Annotated in this window: 18 protein-coding genes; 5 read left to right on the forward strand and 13 right to left on the reverse strand. The window is 63.8% G+C overall.

Features of this window, described 5'->3' with window-relative positions; genetic code table 11:
• Window positions 1-175 precede the first annotated feature (175 nt).
• The 3 genes from L1P09_RS10400 to L1P09_RS10410 all read left to right on the forward strand — a co-directional run bounded on the left by L1P09_RS10400 (window position 176) and on the right by L1P09_RS10410 (window position 3,669).
• Window positions 176-604, forward strand: coding sequence for a DUF2231 domain-containing protein (locus L1P09_RS10400; RefSeq protein WP_235768790.1), 429 nt, complete (start codon window positions 176-178; stop codon window positions 602-604).
• Window positions 601-1,893, forward strand: coding sequence for a PQQ-dependent sugar dehydrogenase (locus tag L1P09_RS10405; RefSeq protein ID WP_235768791.1), 1,293 nt, complete (start codon window positions 601-603; stop codon window positions 1,891-1,893). The genes L1P09_RS10400 and L1P09_RS10405 overlap by 4 nt, the downstream gene beginning before the upstream one ends.
• A 561-nt stretch (window positions 1,894-2,454) precedes the next feature.
• Window positions 2,455-3,669 (forward strand): YeeE/YedE family protein, encoded by a 1,215-nt coding sequence (locus L1P09_RS10410; protein ID WP_054906146.1) that lies wholly within the window; start codon window positions 2,455-2,457, stop codon window positions 3,667-3,669.
• A gap of 122 nt (window positions 3,670-3,791) precedes the next feature.
• Here L1P09_RS10410 and L1P09_RS10415 read toward each other — a convergent pair whose 3' ends face one another.
• Together L1P09_RS10415 and L1P09_RS10420 are read right to left on the reverse strand one after the other, a co-directional pair.
• Complete coding sequence (locus L1P09_RS10415) at window positions 3,792-4,121, reverse strand: hypothetical protein (protein WP_047149831.1); 330 nt, start codon at window positions 4,119-4,121, stop codon at window positions 3,792-3,794.
• A 74-nt stretch (window positions 4,122-4,195) separates the two neighbouring features.
• Complete coding sequence (locus L1P09_RS10420) at window positions 4,196-4,681, reverse strand: DUF998 domain-containing protein (protein WP_235768792.1); 486 nt, start codon at window positions 4,679-4,681, stop codon at window positions 4,196-4,198.
• Between the two features lie 194 nt (window positions 4,682-4,875).
• Here L1P09_RS10420 and L1P09_RS10425 point away from each other — a divergent pair, with 194 nt between their 5' ends.
• Complete coding sequence (locus L1P09_RS10425; RefSeq protein WP_009687013.1) at window positions 4,876-5,625, forward strand: FadR/GntR family transcriptional regulator; 750 nt, start codon at window positions 4,876-4,878, stop codon at window positions 5,623-5,625.
• A gap of 21 nt (window positions 5,626-5,646) precedes the next feature.
• On the opposite strand, the gene L1P09_RS10430 is transcribed toward L1P09_RS10425, so the two are convergent.
• The 11 genes from L1P09_RS10430 to L1P09_RS10480 form a co-directional block, all read right to left on the reverse strand.
• Window positions 5,647-7,227: an aldehyde dehydrogenase (NADP(+)) gene (locus L1P09_RS10430; RefSeq protein WP_054906142.1), complete on the reverse strand. Its 1,581-nt coding sequence runs from the start codon at window positions 7,225-7,227 to the stop codon at window positions 5,647-5,649.
• 57 nt (window positions 7,228-7,284) lie between these two features.
• Entirely contained in the window at window positions 7,285-8,838 is a 1,554-nt protein-coding gene (gene garD / locus L1P09_RS10435; RefSeq protein WP_054906141.1) for a galactarate dehydratase, read from the reverse strand.
• Between the two features lie 78 nt (window positions 8,839-8,916).
• Window positions 8,917-10,281 carry an MFS transporter gene (locus L1P09_RS10440; protein ID WP_054906140.1) on the reverse strand — a complete coding sequence of 455 codons (1,365 nt, stop codon included), beginning with the start codon at window positions 10,279-10,281 and terminating at the stop codon, window positions 8,917-8,919.
• A 104-nt stretch (window positions 10,282-10,385) separates the two neighbouring features.
• The gene (kdgD, locus tag L1P09_RS10445) at window positions 10,386-11,297 is read right to left on the reverse strand and encodes a 5-dehydro-4-deoxyglucarate dehydratase (protein WP_235768793.1); all 912 of its coding nucleotides are present in this window, start codon (window positions 11,295-11,297) and stop codon (window positions 10,386-10,388) included.
• Window positions 11,298-11,684: 387 nt separating this feature from the next.
• Window positions 11,685-12,488 (reverse strand): gamma-glutamyl-gamma-aminobutyrate hydrolase family protein, encoded by an 804-nt coding sequence (locus L1P09_RS10450; protein WP_029886748.1) that lies wholly within the window; start codon window positions 12,486-12,488, stop codon window positions 11,685-11,687.
• 467 nt (window positions 12,489-12,955) lie between these two features.
• A complete protein-coding gene (locus L1P09_RS10455; protein WP_009687020.1) occupies window positions 12,956-13,738 on the reverse strand; it encodes an amino acid ABC transporter ATP-binding protein in 783 nt (260 codons plus the stop codon).
• Window positions 13,739-13,759: 21 nt separating this feature from the next.
• Window positions 13,760-15,004 (reverse strand): NAD(P)/FAD-dependent oxidoreductase, encoded by a 1,245-nt coding sequence (locus tag L1P09_RS10460; protein ID WP_054906137.1) that lies wholly within the window; start codon window positions 15,002-15,004, stop codon window positions 13,760-13,762.
• Window positions 15,005-15,020: 16 nt separating this feature from the next.
• The gene (locus L1P09_RS10465; RefSeq protein WP_054906136.1) at window positions 15,021-15,731 is read right to left on the reverse strand and encodes an ABC transporter permease; all 711 of its coding nucleotides are present in this window, start codon (window positions 15,729-15,731) and stop codon (window positions 15,021-15,023) included.
• Entirely contained in the window at window positions 15,728-16,447 is a 720-nt protein-coding gene (locus L1P09_RS10470; RefSeq protein WP_009687024.1) for an ABC transporter permease, read from the reverse strand. The genes L1P09_RS10465 and L1P09_RS10470 overlap by 4 nt, the downstream gene beginning before the upstream one ends.
• A 145-nt stretch (window positions 16,448-16,592) precedes the next feature.
• Window positions 16,593-17,345, reverse strand: a complete 753-nt coding sequence (locus L1P09_RS10475) for a transporter substrate-binding domain-containing protein (protein ID WP_054905894.1) — start codon at window positions 17,343-17,345, stop codon at window positions 16,593-16,595.
• Window positions 17,346-17,367: 22 nt separating this feature from the next.
• Entirely contained in the window at window positions 17,368-18,240 is an 873-nt protein-coding gene (locus L1P09_RS10480) for a MurR/RpiR family transcriptional regulator (protein WP_029886745.1), read from the reverse strand.
• A gap of 142 nt (window positions 18,241-18,382) precedes the next feature.
• Between L1P09_RS10480 and L1P09_RS10485 the strand changes: the two genes are divergently transcribed.
• On the forward strand, window positions 18,383-19,408 hold the full coding sequence (locus L1P09_RS10485) for an Ldh family oxidoreductase (RefSeq protein WP_009687028.1): 1,026 nt from the start codon (window positions 18,383-18,385) through the stop codon (window positions 19,406-19,408).
• Window positions 19,409-19,915: the final 507 nt, after the last annotated feature.

Raw genomic sequence — 19,915 nt, forward strand, 5'->3', positions numbered from 1 at the left:
GCTGGTTGCTTGAGCCCAATGGTGTGCACGCTGGGGGGATCGGTTCTTACAAGATGTTTCATTGCAGCGAAGCGGTGAACTATCGGCGATGCGCAGGGCTCCTTTGCTAGGCGCACCCTGCGCACGGCTGATGGCCACCCTGTCAGCCTGGGTCACCGAATGAAAAGGAGGCACCGTGACCACATCCGACCACACCCTTTACCGGCGCACCCCCAGCCCGCTGCACGCCCTGCTGTTGGCCGGCAGTGTGCCGTTGTTCCTGGGCGCGCTGCTGAGCGATATCGCCTACTACAACAGCTACCAGATCCAGTGGAGCAACTTCGCCGCCTGGCTGATTACCGGGGCCTTGCTGTTCTGCGGGCTGGCGCTGCTGTTTGCCTTGGCCAACCTGATCCGCGCCGAGCGCAAAGGCGGGCGCCCGACGCTGTATTTCGTGCTGCTGCTGGTGACCTGGGTGCTTGGCCTGATCAATGCCTTCGAGCATGCCAAGGACGCCTGGGCGGTGATGCCGGCAGGGCTGGTGCTGTCGGTGGTCGTGAGCGTACTGGCGTTGGCCGCAGCCTGGACCGGCTTGAGCAACCTGCGTTCTGGAGGTGAAGCATGAAGCCCTTGCACGCGTTGAGTGTATTGAGTGTGGCGCTGCTGTTGAGTGCCTGTGGTGGCGATGGCGAGCCTACCCAGGCCCATGGCCCGGACCCGCGCTTGCCCGAGCCACAACGTGGCTTGTTGCCGAGCATGAAGATCGCTCAGCCGGTGGCCTGGGGTGCGCAGAAACCGACCGTTCCCGAAGGCTACAGTGTCACGGCCATTGCCACCGACCTGAAGATTCCGCGCCAGAGCCTGGTATTGCCCAATGGCGACATCCTGGTGGCCGAAGGCAGGGGCGGCAGCGCGGCCAAGCTCAAGCCCAAGGATGTGATTGCCAGCCAGATCAAGGCCAAGGGCAACACCCAGGTCAAAGGCGGCAACCGCCTGACCTTGTTGCGCGATGCCGACGGCGACGGCAAGTACGAGGTGCAGACGGTATTCGCGGAAAACCTCAACGCGCCGTATGGCCTGGCTTTTGCCGACGGCAAGTTGTACGTGGCCAACCAGGACGCCCTGGTGCGCTTCAACTACACCGAAGGCCAGACCAAGGCCGACGGCCCGCCGACCAAGGTCACCGACCTGCCATCGCAGATCAACCACCACTGGACCAAGGCGCTCACGATCAGCCCCGATGGGCGCTACCTGTATGTGGGCATCGGCTCGAACAGCAATATCACCGAGCGCGGCCTGGAAGTGGAGATCGACCGCGCCATGGTCTGGCAGGTGGATGCCGAAACCGGCGCGCACCGGCCTTACGCCACAGGCCTGCGCAACCCCACCGCACTGACCATTGAGCCGCAGACCGGGCAGTTGTGGACAGTGGTCAACGAGCGCGATGAGTTGGGGCCTGATTTGGTGCCTGACTACCTCACCTCGGTGCGTGACGGCGGCTTCTACGGCTGGCCCTACAGCTACTGGGGGCAGAACGTCGATGAGCGCGTAAGGCCGCAGGCCCCGGACAAGGTCGCCGCGGCGATCAAACCCGACTACAGCCTGGGCTCGCACGTGGCGGCACTGGGGGTGGACTTCTCGATCCCGGCCATGGGGGAGGGATTTGCCGACGGGGTATTCGTGGGCGAGCACGGCAGTTGGAACCGGCCGAACCCGGTGGGCTACAAGGTCATCTTCGTGCCGTTCAGCAATGGCAAACCGGCTGGGGAACCGATTGACTTCGCGACGGGTTTCCGGGGTGAAGACGGCAAGACCCGCGGTCGCCCGGTGGGGGTGACGGTGGACCCACGCGGTGCTTTGATCATTGCGGATGACCTGGCCAATACCGTGTGGCGGGTTACGCGCAATCGGTGAAGGTGGCCGGCTTCGCGTGCGGCCACTCATTGCGAAAGGCGGGGGCCGCGTTGCGGCCCATCGCCGGCAAGCCAGCTCCCACAGGGGTCGCCTTAGGGCTGACAGGTGTTTGTCACAAGATATGCAGTGCCTGTGAGATCGAGCGCCGCCCGCGCGGCGCAATCGCGAGCTGCGCTCGCTCCTACGTTTGTTTCGGGCCAGTAACGCCTGTGACAGGCGCGCGCGGCCGCCTTGTTTGTACGGCGCGATATTGAGGCATGCACCAAGGCGTTCGCGCGCGAATCCCACAGGAATAACTGGCCCGAAACAAAAGTAGGAGCGAGCGCAGCTCGCGATTGCGCCGCGCGGGCGGCGCTCGATCTCACAGGCGCTGAAGATGCTCCGGCTACCCCCGCCAGGAACCATAGAATCTCCCTCAGGTACGGCGCATGGCTTGAGTGCTGTGCAGTATGTGAGAGCTGGCAGCTTTGAACGGCTTAACAAATGCCCTGGCCATACGCGGACCCGGTTGACCGTTGCGGGTATACTCGCCAACCGTTTCACTGTTATCCGAGTATTTAGATGGGTCTTTCCGCAATCGCAACACCCGCACCGCGCCGCTTCGGCGTGCCCCTTGTCGCCTTGCTTGTGCTGCTGGCTGGTGCCTGGTTCCTGAACCTCAACGCCGGCTTCAAGCAGGCCTTGCTGCTTATGGTCGGCGCCGCACTTGGCCTGACCTTGTACCACGCGGCCTTTGGTTTCACCTCAGCCTGGCGGGTGTTCATCAACGAACGCCGGGGCGCGGGCCTGCGCGCGCAGATGTTCATGCTGGGGCTGGCGGTGCTGTTGTTCTTCCCGGCGCTGTCGGCAGGTAGCCTGTTTGGCTCACCCGTGACCGGCCTTGTGGCCCCGGCCGGTGTTTCGGTGGTGTTCGGTGCGTTCATTTTCGGCATCGGCATGCAACTGGGCGGCGGTTGTGCCTCGGGCACGCTGTTCACCGTTGGCGGGGGTAATACACGCATGCTGGTGACCTTGCTGTTCTTCATCATCGGTTCGGTCAGCGCTACCCACCACGCCGACTGGTGGTTCGCCTTACCGTCGTTCCCGGCCACCTCGATTGTGCAGGCGTGGGGCGTGGCGCCGGCGCTGCTGGTGAGCCTGGGCGTATTTGGCCTGATCGCGTGGGCCAGCGTGGTGCTGGAAAAGCGCCGGCATGGCGGGTTGGAGGCGCCTGTCGGCAGTGCGCAGCGCGGCTTGCGGCGATTGCTGCGGGGACCCTGGCCGCTGCTGTGGGGCGCCATCGCTTTGGCCGTGTTGAACTACGCGACACTGGCCCTGGCGGGGCGGCCGTGGGGCATCACCTCGGCCTTCGCCTTGTGGGGCGCCAAGGTGCTTGAAGGCCTGGGTGTGAATGTCGCCAGTTGGGTGTTCTGGCAGGCACCGACCAACGCCAAGGCGCTGGCTTCGCCGTTGTGGCAGGACATCACGACGGTCATGGACCTGGGCATCGTGCTCGGTGCGCTCCTGGCAGCAGGGTTGGCCGGGCGTTTTGCGCCCAGCCTGAAAATTCCGCTGCCGTCATTGCTGGCTGCGGTGATTGGCGGGCTGCTGCTGGGCTATGGTTCGCGCCTGGCCTATGGCTGCAATATCGGAGCGTACTTCAGCGGTATTGCTTCGGGCAGCGTGCATGGCTGGCTGTGGCTGGTGGCGGCTTACGCCGGCAACCTGATCGGGGTGCGCTTGCGCCCGCTGTTCTTTGCCGGGGAACGCCGTCCGGCGGTGCTGAGCGGCTGCTGATTCAGCACTGGGCGCCGTCCGGGGCTGCTTGAAGCTTGCTTCACGGCAGGGGCCCCGTGGCGGCGTTTTTAAATTCATGAAGTACTTTAGATTTGATTCATAAGTGCTTGAAATAAAAACACCTATCTCTTCGCAACTGCATGGTGCACGCACTGCTCGTAATAGGTCTGCCGGATTGCCGCAGGCTTGAGCCTGGAGCGGCTGTTATAGGTTTGTTCAGTAATGCCGAAGGCGGTCATGCGCATCCACGGTTTGGCGAACTTTCGCACCTGAAGCTTCTTGCGCGTAGCGTACAGGGTGACCCCGGCAAGCTTGGCCTGCTGGGCTTCACCGGCTATTTGCGCACCCCACTGGCAGGTGTGGCGATCATTCTGACTGAGCGCCCTGGCCTGGGCGCCGAAAGCGAATGTGGCGAGCAGGCAGCCGGCCATCGTAGCTAGAAGTACTCGCATATTGCTGTCCTAAGCAATTGAAGGGGAACGAAGTTTGCCTTCAATTGCAAAGGTGGGGGGCCAGCGAATTGCCGTCAGCGGTTGGGCCTGTGCAATGACCTGGCAGCCGGGTTGCGCAGGCTAGCCCAGGCAAGGCAGGCGATCCACGGTACCGACACCCCGTAGTTGAGGCGCTGGTACAAGCCGAACAGTTGCCCGCTTTGTGCCGCCTGGGCCATGAGTGCGACGGTCACGATGGCCAGTATCAGGCTGGTGGCGGACAGTAGCGCGACGGCCTGGCTTCCGGCCAGACGCGTCCTGAGCCACGCCCACAGGGCGCTCGCCAGGGTCAGTGAAAAGAACATCAGCAACCCCGACAAGATGAACAAGACCGCGAGAGGATAATTGTTGACCCATGGCGACCAGCGCTGCACGGGCGAGCCAACCGCGCTGAGCTGGCTCATGGCTTGTTGGAAATGGTCGTAGCCGGGGTACGCCAGTGCAGTGAGCCAGACCCCGGCCAACAGCCACAAGGGGATCAGTAAGCCGCAGCCCAGCAAAAGGCGGTCATAGGTTTTCACACGGGCAGTTCCTTCCATGGATGCGTGAGGTGGAAGCGCACAGTATCTTGCAGCGCAGGCTCTGTGCCAGCACTTCCAGGTGTTGTCGGATAGGTGCAGCCCCAGGCAGGCAATGAAATCCGCACGCGACATATGTGATCGTACAACTGCTTGCGCTATGATAAGCGCTGTCTTTCAAGGTGAAACACAGGGCGATGACAGAGCAGCAGGTACAGGCAAGGACCCGGCGCAAGCCGCGCAGTCTGGCCCAGGAACTGGTTACGGTGCTGACCGAGCGTATTCGCAGCGGCCAGCTCAAGCGCGGCGACAAGCTGCCGACCGAATCGCAGATCATGGTTGAAGAGGGCGTCAGCCGCACGGTGGTGCGTGAGGCCATTTCGCGGCTGCAAGCCGCCGGGCAGGTGGAAACCCGCCACGGCATCGGTACGTTCGTGCTGGATGCGCCGGCGACCGGGGGCTTCCGGATCGACCCGGCTACCGTCGTTACCCTGCGGGAAGTGCTGGCGGTGCTGGAGTTGCGCATTGCCCTGGAGATCGAATCGGCGGGGCTTGCCGCACAACGCCGCAGCGATGACGAGCTGGCCGGCATGCGCGCGGCGCTGGATGAGCTGAACGAAGGGGCGGCCCACGCCACCGATGCGGTGTCGGCCGATTTCCAGTTTCACCTGCGCATTGCCCAGGCCAGTGGCAACCATTACTTCGCCGACATCCTCAACCACCTGGGCACCAGCATCATCCCCCGGACCCGGTTGAATTCAGCGCGGTTGGCGCGTGATGACCAGGCCCATTACATGAGCCGGCTGCGCCATGAGCATGAAGCCATCTATGAAGCCATTGCACGGCGAGACAGCGAAGGGGCCAAAATGGCCATGCGCATGCACCTGAGCAATAGCCGTGAGCGTTTGCGTCAGGTGCATGAAGAGGCTGAGGCGCAAGGGGCCTGAGGCCCGTGCCGCAAAGGGGCGTCAGATCGCCCCGTCGCGCCACTGCCCATTCACCAACCGCCGCAGCCCCAGCGGGTTGCTGTCACGCAGGGCCTCGGGCAACAGCGCCTGCGGGTAGTTCTGGTAGCACACGGGGCGCAGGAAGCGGTCGATAGCCAGGGTGCCGACCGAGGTTCCGCGGGCGTCGGAAGTTGCCGGGTACGGCCCGCCGTGGACCATGGCATCGCACACCTCGACACCTGTCGGGTAACCATTGAGCAGAATCCGCCCGACTTTCTCTTCCAGCAGTGGTACCAGCCAGGCAAAGGCTTCAAAGTCCTCAGGCTCGCCGATCAGTGTGGCGGTCAGCTGGCCGCGCAGGCCAAGCACGGCAGCGCGCAACTGGTCGTTATCCTGAACTTCCACGGCCACGGTGGTGGGGCCGAACACTTCCTCCTGCAGCAATGGGTCGGACTCGACCAGCAACCGGGCATCGGCCTTGAACAACTGGGCATGGGCCTGGCTGCCTTGCTGTGCCTGGCCGGCCAGGTGTTCGATACCGGCGTGGGCGTGCAGGTGCTCCAGGCCAGCGACATAACTGCGCAGGCCGCCGGCGTTGAGCATGACCTGGCCGGCCTGCTGGCCCAGGTGCTGACCCAGCTCAGCCAACAGCTGGCTGTACGGTGGCGATTGCAGCCCGATGACCAGGCCCGGGTTGGTGCAGAACTGCCCTGCGCCCAGGCACACCGAACCGGCCAGCTCACGGGCGATGGCGTCGCCACGCTTGGCCAGGGCGCCCGGCAGGATGATCACCGGGTTGATGCTGGACATCTCGGCGAACACCGGAATCGGCTGGGGGCGCTCTGCGGCCATGCGGCACAGGGCGTCGCCGCCTTTCAGCGAGCCGGTGAAACCTACAGCCTGGATGGCCGGGTGCTTGACCAGCCACTCGCCCACGCCGCCACCGAACACCATGTTGAACACCCCCTGGGGCATGCCGGTACGCTCGGCTGCCCGGTTGATGGCGCAGCCGACCAGGTCGGCGGTTGCCATGTGGCCGCTGTGCGCCTTGAACACCACCGGGCAGCCGGCGGCCAGCGCCGCGGCGGTGTCGCCACCTGCGGTGGAGAACGCCAGCGGGAAGTTACTGGCGCCGAACACCGCGACCGGGCCAACGCCAATGCGCATCTGGCGCAGGTCCACGCGTGGCAGTGGCTGGCGTTCGGGCAGGGCGAGGTCGATGCGTGCGCCTAGGTAGTCGCCACGGCGCAACACCTGGGCGAACAGGCGCATCTGGCCGCTGGTACGGCCGCGCTCACCCTGGATACGTGCGGCGGGCAGTGCGGTTTCGCGGCAGACGATAGCGATGAAGGCATCGTCCAGCTCGTCCAGTTCGGCGGCGATGGCATCCAGAAATTCGGCGCGGCGCGCCGGGGCCAGTTGGCGGAATTCGGCGAAAGCGGCGGCCGCGGCTTTGGCGGCTTGGTCGACTTCGCCCTCGGTAGCCTGGGCAAAGTTGTACGGCAGGGCTTCGCCAGTGCTGGCGTCCAGGCTCTGCAGGCGCTGTGCGCCAGCGGCGCTGCGCTGGCCGGCGATGAAGTTGTGGCCGAGGATTTCAGGCATGGGGTGCTCCTGTGAGGGTGGCTGAATGAAGAGTGCTGGGCAAGCCTGCCCAGGGCATCAGGTAATCGGCGCCGGATTGAACAGGGTGATGTCGTTGTGCAAGCGGTGCTGCTCGGCCCAGGTCTGCTTGCGGCCACTGGCGACGTCGAGGTAGTAGTGGAACAGCTCCCAACCCAGTTCCTCGATGGTCGCGCGGCCGCTGGCGATGCGCCCGGCGTCGATATCGATCAAATCGGGCCAGCGCTGCGCCAGCTCGCTGCGGGTGCACACCTTGACCACGGGCGCCATGGCCAGGCCATACGGTGTGCCGCGGCCCGTGGTGAAGACATGAAGGTTCATGCCTGCGGCCAGTTGCAGGGTGCCACAGACGAAGTCGCTGGCCGGGGTGGCGCAAAAGATCAGGCCCTTGCCCTTGACCCGCTCGCCTGGGCCAAGCACGCCCTGGATGGCCCCGCTACCGGACTTGACGATCGAACCCAGCGACTTTTCGACGATGTTCGACAGCCCGCCTTTCTTGTTGCCCGGTGTGGTATTGGCGCTGCGGTCGGCAGCGCCTTGCTGCAGGTAGCGGTCGTACCAGTCCATTTCGCTGACCAGCGCGTCGGCCACCGCCTGGTTTTGCGCGCGGGAAGTCAGCATGTAGATGGCGTCGCGAACCTCGGTCACTTCCGAGAACAGCACGGTGGCACCGGCACGTACCAGCAGGTCGGCGGCATAACCCAGCGCCGGGTTGGCGGTAATGCCCGAAAAGGCGTCGCTGCCACCGCACTGCATGCCGAGGATCAGCTCGCTGGCCGGTACGCTTTCGCGTCGACGCTGGTCGAGTTTCTTCAGGCGGGTTTCGGCCAGCGCCATGATCTGCTCGATCATTTCCACAAAGCCCAGGCTGGCGTCCTGCAGGCGGTACAGCCACGGGTCGCTGAGATCTACCGACGGGTCGTTGTCGTGCATCACCTGGCCGGCCTGCAGCTTTTCGCAGCCCAGGCTGATGACCAGCGCTTCGCCGCCCAGGTTGGGGTTGCGCGCCAGGTTGCGCACGGTGCGGATCGGGATATAGGCGTCGCGGGCGTTGATGGCCACGCCGCAGCCGTAGCTGTGGGTGATGGCTACCACGTCATCGACGTTGGGGTATTTGGGCAGCAGTTCGCTGCGAATGCGCTTGACCGCGTGCTCCAGCACGCCGGTCACGCACTGCACGGTGGTGGTGATGCCAAGGATATTGCGCGTGCCGACCGTGCCGTCGGCGTTGCGGTAGCCTTCGAAGGTGAATCCTTCCAGTGGCGGCAGCGGCTGTGGCACGGCATCGCAGCGTGGCAGGCTGTCCAGTTCCGGGGCAGCGGGCATGGCCAGCTGGCTTTCCTGTACCCAGCTGCCCTGGCGCAGGTCTTCCAGCGCATAACCGATGATTTGCCCGTAGCGGCGCACCGGCTCGCCCTTGGCGATGGTCACGGTGGCAACCTTGTGGCTTTGCGGTACGCCCTCGACCAGGGTCAGGCCGTCGGCAAAACGGGCACCTTCGCCCAGGCCGCCGTCATTGACCACGACCACGACGTTGTCATCGTCGTGCAGGCGCACGTAGCGGGGCGAGTCGGAATGTTCAATCAACTGCATGTTTGGGCCCTACTTGTCAGGTTCTCAGGCTTTTTTGTACATCCGCCCGCACCGAACGAGCCGGCGCGGGCGTGTCACTCAATGGCGCGAGCTGGCCAGTTCGCCGTTGGCAGCAGGCTCAGCCTGTGGCTTCGGGGCGTCGTCGCGCAGTTCGATACGCTTGATCGGGCCAACGATCGCCAGGTAGCTGAACACCGCTACCAGGGCGTTGGCGCCTACGTAGACCAGGGCCCACTTGAACGAACCCGTGGCGCTGATGATGTAGCCGATGACGATAGGCGTAGTGATAGAGGCGATGTTGCCGAAGGTGTTGAACAGGCCGCCCGACAGGCCGGCGATCTGCTTCGGCGAGGTGTCTGCCACTACCGCCCAGCCCAGCGCGCCGATGCCTTTGCCAAAGAAAGCCAGGGTCATGAAACCGACGACCATCCACTCGGCGTCTACGTAGTTGCAGAACACCATGGTGGTCGACAACATCAGGCCGCAGACGATCGGCAGCTTGCGCGAGAAGGTCAACGAGTTGCCACGGCGCAGCAGCCAGTCCGAGATCACCCCACCCAGCACACCGCCGATAAAGCCGCATACCGCCGGCAGCGAGGCGATGAAGCCGGCCTTGAGGATGGTCATGCCGCGTTCCTGCACCAGGTACACCGGGAACCAGGTCAGGAAGAAATAGGTGATGGCGTTGATGCAATACTGGCCCAGGTACACGCCCAGCAGCATGCGGCTGGTCAGCAGCTGCTTGATGTAACCCCATTTCGGGCCATCGTTGCCGCGCTTGTGGTCCATGTCGACCAGGCCGCCGTTCTGCTCGATGTGTTCGAGCTCGGCCGGGCTGATGCGTGGATGCTGGCGCGGGTTGTAGATGGTCTTCAGCCAGACCATCGAGAAGATGATGCCCAGCGCCCCCATCACCACGAACACGTGCTCCCAGCCGAAGCTGAACACGATCCAACCCATGATCGGTGCGAACAGGGCGGTGGCGAAGTACTGCGCGGAGTTGAAGATGGCCGAGGCGGTACCGCGTTCCTGGGTCGGGAACCAGGCCGCGACGATACGGGCATTACCTGGGAACGACGGGGCTTCGGCAAAGCCGACGAGGAAGCGCAAGGTGAACAGGGTCACGACTGCCCAGGCAACCGGAAGGCCGCCGACAAAGCCCTGCAACAGGGTGAACAGCGACCAGGTGAAGATGCTGAAGGCGTAGACGTTCTTGGAACCGAAGCGGTCGAGCAGCCAGCCACCCGGAATCTGGCCAGCCACGTAAGCCCATCCGAAGGCGGAGAAGATATAACCGAGGGTTACGGCGTCAATGCCGAGGTCTTTCTGCAGGCTGGAGCCTGCGATTGCAATGGTCGCGCGGTCGGCATAGTTGATCGTGGTCACCAGGAACAGCATGAACAGGATCAGGTAGCGCACATGCGTCTTTTTAGTCGCTTGCATGCTGGTTGTACTCCCACTAGTTATTTTTGTGCGGGCTCACGAATGGTAACCGGAGCGGGGCAGGCCCACTCCGGGCGCGGCATATGGCAGGCCGCAAGCAGCGCTTACTGCGGGCCCATCTTGTCCATCAGCGCGGCGAGCATTTCGTACTCTTCGGCGGTGAGGTCGGTCAGCGGGGTACGCACCGGGCCTGCGTCGTAACCGGCCAGCTTGGCGCCGGCCTTGACGATGCTCACGGCGTAGCCAGCCTTGCGGTTGCGGATGTCCAGGTAGGGCAGGAAGAAATCATCGATCAGCTTGGCTACAGCAGCGTGGTCGTCGCGGGCGATGGCGTTGTAGAAGTCCATCGCTGTCTTCGGCACAAAGTTGAACACTGCCGAGGAGTAGACCGGTACGCCAAGGGCCTTGTAGGCAGCAGCATACACTTCTGCGGTTGGCAGGCCACCCAGGTAGCTGAAGCGATCACCCAGGCGGCGGCGGATCGACACCATCAGCTCGATATCACCCAGGCCGTCCTTGTAGCCGATCAGGTTAGGGCAGCGTTCGGCCAGTTTCTCCAGCAGGTCGGCGTTCAGGCGGCAGACATTGCGGTTGTACACCACCACGCCGATCTTCACCGATTTGCACACGGCCTCCACGTGGGCGGCAACACCGTCCTGGCTGGCTTCGGTCAGGTAGTGCGGCAGCAGCAGCAGGCCCCTGGCGCCCAGGCGCTCGGCTTCTTGCGCATATTCGATGGCCTGGCGGGTGGAGCCACCCACGCCGGCGAGGATCGGTACCGAAGTGGTGCAGGTATCGACTGCGGTCTTGATGACCTGGCTGTATTCGCTGGCAGCCAGGGAGAAGAACTCACCCGTACCGCCGGCGGCGAACAGGGCACTGGCGCCATACGGGGCCAGCCACTCCAGGCGCTTGATGTAGCCCGCCGGGTTGAAGTCGCCCTGGGCGTTGAAGTCGGTGACCGGGAAAGACAGCAGGCCGTGGGAGAGGATGGATTTGAGTTCTTGTGGATTCATTGTTGTTGGCATCCTGTGGCGCTTGGGTGGAGGTGTTGTTTTGCGTTAGAGGTAAGTTATCGTACAACCTCAGGGATGACCAGTGCTTTTTGCGATTTTTGTTTTGTGCGAGCGTGCCTGCTTCTACGTGCCCGCCTCGATATATGTGGTGGGTTGTAGATCGAGCCCCGCCCGCGCGGCGCTCGATCTTACAGGCGCTGAAAAACCGACGACTACCACCTGGTAGTCATCGTATCTCTCAAGACCAAAGAAAAAAAACGATCGCAAAGACAGGCACAAACCCGCCGCCCGATTCCACGGCAGATATTCTGGGACCAGCAGAGGGTGACCGGGGGAGGCGGGGGCGGCCTTGCGCCGCCCCGCGATCAAAGCAGGGGAAACTGTAGGTCAGGCAGCGCGCTTGACCTGCGCCTTGCGAACCTGGGCGCGGCACGCGTCACCGAACGCCTGGAAGATCTTGATCGAGTCGGGGTTCTGCGCGGCTTGCCATTCTGGGTGCCATTGCACGGCGAACAGGAACGGCGAAATGCTTGGCGCATGAATGGCCTCGACCAGGCCGTCTTCCGCATGCGCGATGGCCTCGATGCCGGCGCCGAGCTTGTGCAGGCCCTGGCCGTGCAGCGAGTTGACGCGGATTTCGTCGCAACCCAAAGTGTCGCGCAGCCAGCTGCCTGGTTTGATCTTTACGCTGTGAACCTGGGCGTACTGTACTTCGACCGGGTCTTCCGGGTTTTCCCGGTGGTCATTGAAACCCGGTTCGGCGTACACCTTCTGGTAGATGTCGCCACCCAGCGCCACGTTGATTTCCTGCATGCCCCGGCAGATGCCGAAGATGGGCAGGCCACGCTTGAGCGCCGCCTTGACCAGCGGAATGTCGAACAGGTCGCGGTTCTGGTCCTGGCCTTTGCCTGGGGTCTGGTTTTCCTGGCCGTACAGCGCCGGGTCGATGTTGCTGCCAGCGCCGGTCAGGTAAACGCCGTCGGCCATGTCCAGATAGGTCTCGAGGTCGTCAATGCCGCAGCAGGTGGGCACCAGCACCGGGACACAATCGGCGAACTCGACCAGCGGGGTGATGTATTTGTGGGTCATGACCTGGTAGTCATGGCCTTTGCGCTCTTGGCTGCCCATGGTCATCAGGACGACGGGTTTGCGCAGGGAAGGTTGCTTGTTGCCAATGTTGCTGTTGGACATATGTCACCTTGGGACAGGTTCGACCTGTCGTTGTTGTGCAGGCGCACGGCGCGGGGCCCTGAGTGGCGCCTGGAGCCCCGAGCACTGCCGGCTCGTCGAGCTGACGATGCCGGTCGGGGCCTGTAGATAGCTTGCCAGAGCCGTTCGATATGTCAAACGACTGAAAGGGGCTGCAAGGCGGGAAATGCGCCGGTTTTGGGTGGGTTGAACCGATGCGGGCCTGTGGCGGCGTGGGTTTGGCGGGAGGTTCGGTCAATAATATTTAACGACGCAGTCGGGTCTTTGCAGCCGTGCAATGAAATAGGTGGCTTGAAGTCAACGCGGTCGTTGTGGGAGCGGCCTTGTGTCGCGAAAGGGCTGCACAGCAGCCCCGGCAATATAGGCAACAGTGCTGAAAAACCGGGGGCCGCTTTGCGACCCTTTCGCGACACAAGGCCGCTCCCACAAGCTCAGTGACAGGTCTGCACTCAGTGCAGGATCTGCGCCAGGAACCCCTTGGCCCGCTCGGTGCGCGGGTGGTTGAAGAACACCTGCGGCGGGCTGTCCTCGATGATCTGCCCACCCTCCAGGAACAGCACCCGCTCGGCCACCTGCCGGGCAAAGCCCATTTCGTGGGTGACGCAAAGCATGGTCATGCCCGTGCCGGCCAGTTGCACCAGCACATCCAGCACTTCAGCGACCATTTCAGGGTCCAGTGCCGACGTAGGCTCGTCGAACAGCATGATCCGCGGTTTCATGCACAGCGCGCGGGCAATTGCCACGCGCTGCTGCTGCCCGCCGGACAACTGGCTGGGGTACTTGTGCGCTTGGCTTGCGATGCCCACTTTGGTCAGGTACATGCGCGCCCGCTCCTCGGCATCCTTGCGCGATAGCCCACGCACGCTCGTGGGGGCGAGCAGGCAGTTGTCGAGCACGCTCATGTGCGGGAACAGGTTGAAGTGCTGGAACACCATGCCAATGTCGCTGCGTACCTGCGCCGCCTCCCGGGTGTTGGTCGCAAGGTCGACGCCGGCGACCTCGATAGTGCCCTGCTGGGCGATTTCCAGGCGGTTGATGCAGCGGATCAGCGTCGACTTGCCCGAGCCGGAAGGCCCGCACAGGACGATACGTTCGCCTTCGCGTACCTGCAGGTCGATGTCGCGCAAGACATGGAACGCCCCGTAGTGCTTGTTCAAGCCTTCAATGCGGATTAGCACCGGGCGCGGGTCGGTTTCAGGGGTAGCGGTGGCATGGCTCAAGAGTGCGGTCATCGTGTTGTGCTCCCGCGGGGGTCAGTCGAAACGGGTTGCGCTATAAGGCGCGGGGTCGGTGAAGGGGCGTTCCCCGGTCACCAGTTCGGCCAGCAGGCGGCCGCTGACCGGGCCCAGGGTGAGGCCATGGTGGGCGTGGCCAAAGTTGAACCACAGCCCCGGGTGGCGTGGCGCCGGCCCAATGACCGGGCGCATGTCGGGCAGGCACGGGCGCCGCCCCAGCCACGGTGCGTCGTCCAGGCGCTCGCCCAGCGCGGGGAACAGCTTGCGCGCCAAGGCTTCGCAACGGTCCAGCTGAATCTGGTTGGCGGGCGCATTGGCGGCATCGAACTCGATACCGGTGGTCAAGCGCACGCCGCGCGCCATCGGTGCCAGCACATAACCGCCCTGGGTGTCGCAGATCGCGTGCTCCAGTTGCGCGCCGCCACGGGTGCCGTAGTGCATGTGATAGCCGCGCTTGATCGCCAGCGGTATCTGGTAGCCCAGGCCGCTGAACAGGTCGGCCGACTGGGGGCCCAGGCAGGCGACAACCTCGTCGGCAGTGATCGGGCCACGGCGGCTGTCGACCTGCCACTTGCCGTGGTGCTGACGCAGGCTGCGCGCATCGCCATGCAGGAACTGCCCGCCGCGTTGCTGGAACAAGGCTGCATACCCACGGGTGAGGGCGCCGGGGTTGATGACGGTTTTTGGGTCAAGCCAGTGGATACCGCCGACCACGGTGGCATCCAGCTGGTGTTCGCGTGCCTGCAACTGGCCGCATTCCAGTATTTCGAACTGCAGGCCGTAACGGCTCAGGCCTTTGGCATCGGCCTTGGCCTGGCTGAACAGCGTCGGATCGCGGAACACCTCGATCCAGCCTTTGGCCTGCACCAGCCCTTGCAGGCCGGCAGCTGCGATCAGCACGTCGTGTTCCTCCACGCAGCGCTGCACCAATGGCAGCATATCGGCGGCGGCACCTGCCAGGCGCCCGGGGGCGGACTGGCGCCAGTAGCGCCACAGCCACGGTGCCGCCTTGGGCAGATGCGCCAGGCTGTAGCGCACGTCGGGCTGGCGGTTCAGGCCATAGCGCAGCAGGGCGCCCAGTTGCCGTGGGAAGGCATAGGGGATGACGCTGGAGCGCTCGATGAGCCCGGCGTTGCCGTGGCTGGTACCGCTGCCCGGTTCGTCGCGGTCGAGCAGTACCACCTGGCGCCCGCGGGCTTGCAAGTGCAGGGCGGTGCTGACGCCGACGATGCCGGCGCCCAGGACTAAGGTCTGGCAATGCATGGAACGTATCCTTTGGTCAGTTCAGGTGGCGGCCCAGGCGGGCTTCCAGGTGTTTCAGCAGGCGCCGCACCACCTCGACGATCACCAGGTAGAGCACTGCGGCCCACAGGTAGATCTGGAAGTCGAAGCTGCGCGAAAAGGCCAGTTTGGTCACGCCCATCAGGTCGTAGATGGTCACCAGCGAGGCAATGGCGCTGGCTTTGATCATCAGGATCAATTCGTTGCCCAGCGGGCCGATGGCAACCAGCAGCGACTGCGGCAGGATCACCTTGAAGAAGGTCGTCGAGCGCTTCAGGTTCAAGGCCCGCGCCGCCTCATACTGGCCCGGGGCGACGGCCATCAGGCTGCCGCGGAAGATCTCGGCCTGGTAGGCGGCGGTGTTCAAGGTGAACGCCAGCAAGGTGCAGAACCACGCCTCGCGGAAGAACCACCACAGGCCCACGTCCTGCCAGAAGCTCTTGAACGAGCCCAGGCCGTAGTACAGCAGGAACAACTGGGCCAGCAATGGCGAGCCGCGGAAGAAGTACACATAACCTGCCGCCAGGCGTTGCAACAGCAGGTTGTGCGACAGGCGCGCCAGCGCCAGCAGCAGGCCCAGCAGCGCGCCCAGGCTGAAGGAAATGGCGACCAGCTTGGCAGTGACCAGCAGGCCGTCGACAAAGCGCGGGCCGTAACGCTGCAGCAGGTCAGGGTCGAGCACCAGCGCCAGCAATTGGTCGAGGCTCATGCGCGCGCTCCTTGCAGGTGGCGGTTGCTCCGCCGCTCGATGTAGGCGAACACGCGCCCGGACAATGCCGCGAACAGCAAGTAGCCCAGGCACGCCACGCCATAGAAGAACATGGGCTCTTTGGTCACGCTGACGGCCAGGTTGGTCTGGCGCATCAGGTCGACCAGCGAGATGGTCGACACCAGCGAGGTGTCCTTGAGCAACGACAGCCAGTTGTTGGACAAGCCGGGCAGGGCAATGCGGGTCAACTGCGGCAGCAGCACCTTGAAGAACCCGGTGCGTTTGCTCAGCCCCAAGGCCGAACAGGCCTCCCACTGGCCTTTGGGCAAGGTCTTGAAAGCGGCCAGCCAGATCTCGCTGGAAAATGCGGCAAACACCAGGCTGAACGCGATCATGGCGGCCACGAAGGTATTGATCAGGAACTCACCTTCATAGCCCAGGGCGGCAAGGACCTTCTGCGCGGCGATCTGGCAGCCGTAATAAATGATCAGCAGTGTCAGCAGCTCGGGCAAGCCGCGGAACACGGTGGAAAACGTGGTGGCCCAGGCCCGTGGCAGGCGTTTGCGCGAGCGGGCCGCCAGGGCGACTACCAGGCCCAGCGGCAGGCCGATGGGCAGGCAGGCCAGGGCCAGTGACACAGTGACCAGCGCGCCGGCCAGCAGCGCTTGGCCCCAGCCACCGCTGGCCAAGGACAGCAAGGACAATTGATCGAGCATGACGAACACCTTGTGTTGACCTCACCGGCCTCATCGCCGGCAAGCCAGCTCGCACAGGTAAACCGCTGTTCTTCAGGTCTGTGGGCAACCTGTGGGAGCTGGCTTGCCGGCGATAGGGCCCGGTCAGGCAATGAGGGCTTGAAGATCAGTTGTAGATATCGAATGCAAAGTATTTGCTGGCGATCTTCTGATAGGTGCCGTTGGCCACGATCTGTTGCAACGCGGTGTTCAAGCGTTGGCGCAAGGCTTCATCATCCTTGCGCACGGCAATGGCGGCATCGGCCTTGGTGTTGGCTACATCACCCAGAATCTTGCAGCAGTCACCGCCGTTCTTGCTGATCCATTCCTGAAGCGGAAATTTGTCGGCAATCACCCCGTCCAGGCGGCCGGCGGCCAGGTCCGCGTTGGCTTCGTCCATGGTCGGGTACAGCTTCACATCAGCGCCGGCCTTGGCGTAAACGTCCTCGGCATAAATGGCCTGGGTAGACGACGACTGGGCGCCAACCGTGTAGCCGTCGAAGTGGGTTTGGGCATCGGTGATCTTGCTGTCCTTGGCCACGGCCACGGTCAACGGGGTACGGTAGTAATGGTCGGTGAAGGCAATTTTCTTGCGCCGCTCCTCGGTGTCGATCATCGAGGCCACCACAGCGTCGTACTTGCGCGCCATCAGCGCCGGGATGATGCCTTCCCAGTCCTGAGCCACCAGCGTGCACTCGACCTTCATCTGTTCGCACAGGGCATGGGTAATGTCGACGTCGAAGCCATGCAACTGGTTATCGGCGTCGACATAGTTGAACGGCGGGTAGGCACCCTCGGTGGCGAAGCGCAGGGTTTCGCCACTGGCAGCACCCGCCAGCAGCAGGGCGCACGCACCCAGCAAGGCCATGGACTTGTTCATCTCGCACCTCATTGCACTCTTGCTATTGTTGTTTGCCCGCCGACCACGTGGTGTAGCCGACGAACTCGTTATGTAGAGCGGCAGTTGCTTCCAAGCGCTTTTCAACATCCGGCCCGAGTTTCTTGCAGACCTCGTTGACCATCAGGTGTACCCACGACAGCATGGCCGAGGTGGATTCCCAGAACAGATTGAATTCGGTGGGTATGCGGAACACCTCGTCGGCGTTGGCATCGGCCCAGTCGCAGAAAGTGTCGGTCACCAAGGTGACCGCAATGCCCGCCTCGCGCGCCTTTTGGCACAGCAACAGGGCATGGCGGGAATAACGGCGCGCCTCGAACACCACCAGGGCGCTGTCTGCGGCGTTACCGAGCAGCACGTCGGCAAAGTGCCCGGCACTGAGGTCGACCAGTTGCACCCCATCGCGCAGGTATTGCAGCAAGTGGCCCATGCACATGGCCAGGCCGCGCTCGGTCTGAAAACCTGCAACAAAGACCCGGCGCTTGCTCGCCAGGCGTTGGGCCACGTTGTGCCAGGCCGGGCCTTGGCGGTACTCGTGCACGCGCACCAGGGCGGCCATTTCCAGTTCCAGGCTGCCGCCGTTGTCGCTGGCGTCCTGGCGCTGGCGGTAATCGTGCAAGCGGTCGCCCACCAGCCACGGGCCATCGCCCAGGTCGCTCTGCAGGTCTTGCTTAAGTGCCTTGAGGTGGGCATAACCCAGGGAGCGGCAAAACCGCCCGACACTGGATTCGCTGACGCCCAGCTTGGCGGCGATGCTGGCCGAGGTCTGGAACGGCAGTTCGTGCAGGTTGGCGAGCATGTAGGTGGCGATCTTGCGGCCTGACGCTGCGGCCCCGTCGAGGCTGGCTTCCAGGCGTTGCTTGATCGGTTGGCTCATGCTGGGGCTCCAGAAGGTAAGGCTTGGGAAGAAAATGAATGTTTTCTGCCATTAAGTCAACATTTGACAGATAGCTGTCACTCGCGGGAAAGTTTTGCCGCTGCAACGCTGTAGCCACTCCAAAATCAACAAGGAGCTTCAGATGTCCGCACCGTCCACCGGCACCGTCGTGCGCGTGCCGTTTACCGAGCTGCAAGGCCTGCTGCAGGCTATCTTCCAGCGCCATGGCTGCAGCGATAGCGTGGCCAGGGTGCTGGCCCACAATTGTGCGAGCGCCCAGCGCGATGGTGCCCATAGCCATGGGGTGTTCCGCATGCCGGGGTACGTGTCCACGCTGAACAGCGGCTGGGTCGATGGGCGGGCCGTGGCCAAGGTCAGTGACCTTGCCGCCGGCTATGTCAGCGTCGATGCCGCTGGCGGGTTCGCCCAGCCCGCACTGGCGGCGGCCCGCGACCTGTTGGTGGCCAAGGCGCGCAACGCCGGCATTGCCGTGCTGGCGATCCACAACTCGCACCATTTCGCCGCCTTGTGGCCAGACGTGGAGCCGTTCGCTGAAGAGGGCCTGGTGGCCCTCAGCGTGGTCAACAGCATGACCTGCGTGGTGCCGCATGGGGCCCGCAAGCCTCTGTTCGGCACCAACCCTATCGCCTTTGCAGCACCCTGCGCCGGGCATGACCCGATCGTCTTCGACATGGCCACCAGCGCCATGGCCCACGGCGACGTGCAGATTGCCGCGCGTGCCGGCCAGCCGCTTCCCGAAGGCATGGGTGTCGATGCCAATGGCGAACCAACCACCGAGCCCAAGGCGATTCTCGAGGGCGGTGCTTTGCTGCCATTTGGCGGGCACAAGGGTTCGGCGCTGTCGATGATGGTCGAATTGCTGGCGGCGGCGCTGACAGGCGGGCACTTCTCCTGGGAATTCGACTGGGCGGAGCACCCGGGGGCGAAAACGCCATGGACCGGGCAACTGATCATCGTCATCGACCCGAGCAAGGCCGAGGGCGAGCGTTTTGCCCAGCGCAGCCGCGATCTGGTGGAGCAGATGCAGGCGGCAGGGTTGACGCGCATGCCGGGTGAACGGCGTTACCGCGAGCGCGAGGTGGCAGACGAGGAGGGGGTGGCGCTGACCGAGCAGGAATTGCAAGACCTGAAAGCGTTGCTTGGTTGATCCGGCCTAATCGCCGGCAGGCCAGCTCCCGCAGTGGGAGATTCTAGGGTTTGTGGCAAGGGTAGCCGTAGCATCTTCAGCGCCTGTGAGATCGAGCGCCGCCCGCGCGGCGCAATCGCGAGCTGCGCTCGCTCCTACGTTTGTTTCGGGCCAGTAACGCCTGTGACAGGCGCACGCGGCCGCCTTGTTTGTACGGCGCGATATTGAGGCATGCACCAAGGCGTTCGCGCGCGAATCCCACAGGAATAATTGGCCCGAAACAAACGTAGGAGCGAGCGCAGCTCGCGATGCGCCGCGCGGGCGGCGCTCGCTCTAACAGGCGCTGCATATCTTCTGACAAACACCTGCCAGCCCTGATGCGATCCCTGTGGCTGGCTTGCCGGCGATGGGACCATCACTGCCAGCATAAAACCCTGGCCATGCAATGTTGCATAGACAACCTTGCACATTAGTGGATGTTCCTGAGCCGTGTGTGCGGGTATGCTCAGGGCTGACTTTTCGTACTGT

The organism is Pseudomonas juntendi (genome assembly GCF_021560075.1).
In the GTDB taxonomy this organism is placed as follows: domain Bacteria; phylum Pseudomonadota; class Gammaproteobacteria; order Pseudomonadales; family Pseudomonadaceae; genus Aquipseudomonas; species Aquipseudomonas juntendi.

Bases quoted from the DNA above. Each gene is read 5' to 3' on its own strand.
- L1P09_RS10440 (WP_054906140.1), bottom strand. From the start codon at position 10,281: ATGCAAGCGACTAAAAAGACGCATGTGCGCTACCTGATCCTGTTCATG.
- L1P09_RS10480 (WP_029886745.1), bottom strand. From the start codon at position 18,240: ATGAGCCAACCGATCAAGCAACGCCTGGAAGCCAGCCTCGACGGGGCC.
- L1P09_RS10470 (WP_009687024.1), bottom strand. From the start codon at position 16,447: ATGCTCGATCAATTGTCCTTGCTGTCCTTGGCCAGCGGTGGCTGGGGC.
- L1P09_RS10405 (WP_235768791.1), top strand. From the start codon at position 601: ATGAAGCCCTTGCACGCGTTGAGTGTATTGAGTGTGGCGCTGCTGTTG.
- L1P09_RS10455 (WP_009687020.1), bottom strand. From the start codon at position 13,738: ATGACCGCACTCTTGAGCCATGCCACCGCTACCCCTGAAACCGACCCG.
- L1P09_RS10425 (WP_009687013.1), top strand. From the start codon at position 4,876: ATGACAGAGCAGCAGGTACAGGCAAGGACCCGGCGCAAGCCGCGCAGT.
- L1P09_RS10450 (WP_029886748.1), bottom strand. From the start codon at position 12,488: ATGTCCAACAGCAACATTGGCAACAAGCAACCTTCCCTGCGCAAACCC.
- kdgD (WP_235768793.1), bottom strand. From the start codon at position 11,297: ATGAATCCACAAGAACTCAAATCCATCCTCTCCCACGGCCTGCTGTCT.
- L1P09_RS10460 (WP_054906137.1), bottom strand. From the start codon at position 15,004: ATGCATTGCCAGACCTTAGTCCTGGGCGCCGGCATCGTCGGCGTCAGC.
- garD (WP_054906141.1), bottom strand. From the start codon at position 8,838: ATGCAGTTGATTGAACATTCCGACTCGCCCCGCTACGTGCGCCTGCAC.
- L1P09_RS10430 (WP_054906142.1), bottom strand. From the start codon at position 7,227: ATGCCTGAAATCCTCGGCCACAACTTCATCGCCGGCCAGCGCAGCGCC.
- L1P09_RS10485 (WP_009687028.1), top strand. From the start codon at position 18,383: ATGTCCGCACCGTCCACCGGCACCGTCGTGCGCGTGCCGTTTACCGAG.
- L1P09_RS10465 (WP_054906136.1), bottom strand. From the start codon at position 15,731: ATGAGCCTCGACCAATTGCTGGCGCTGGTGCTCGACCCTGACCTGCTG.
- L1P09_RS10415 (WP_047149831.1), bottom strand. From the start codon at position 4,121: ATGCGAGTACTTCTAGCTACGATGGCCGGCTGCCTGCTCGCCACATTC.
- L1P09_RS10410 (WP_054906146.1), top strand. From the start codon at position 2,455: ATGGGTCTTTCCGCAATCGCAACACCCGCACCGCGCCGCTTCGGCGTG.
- L1P09_RS10475 (WP_054905894.1), bottom strand. From the start codon at position 17,345: ATGAACAAGTCCATGGCCTTGCTGGGTGCGTGCGCCCTGCTGCTGGCG.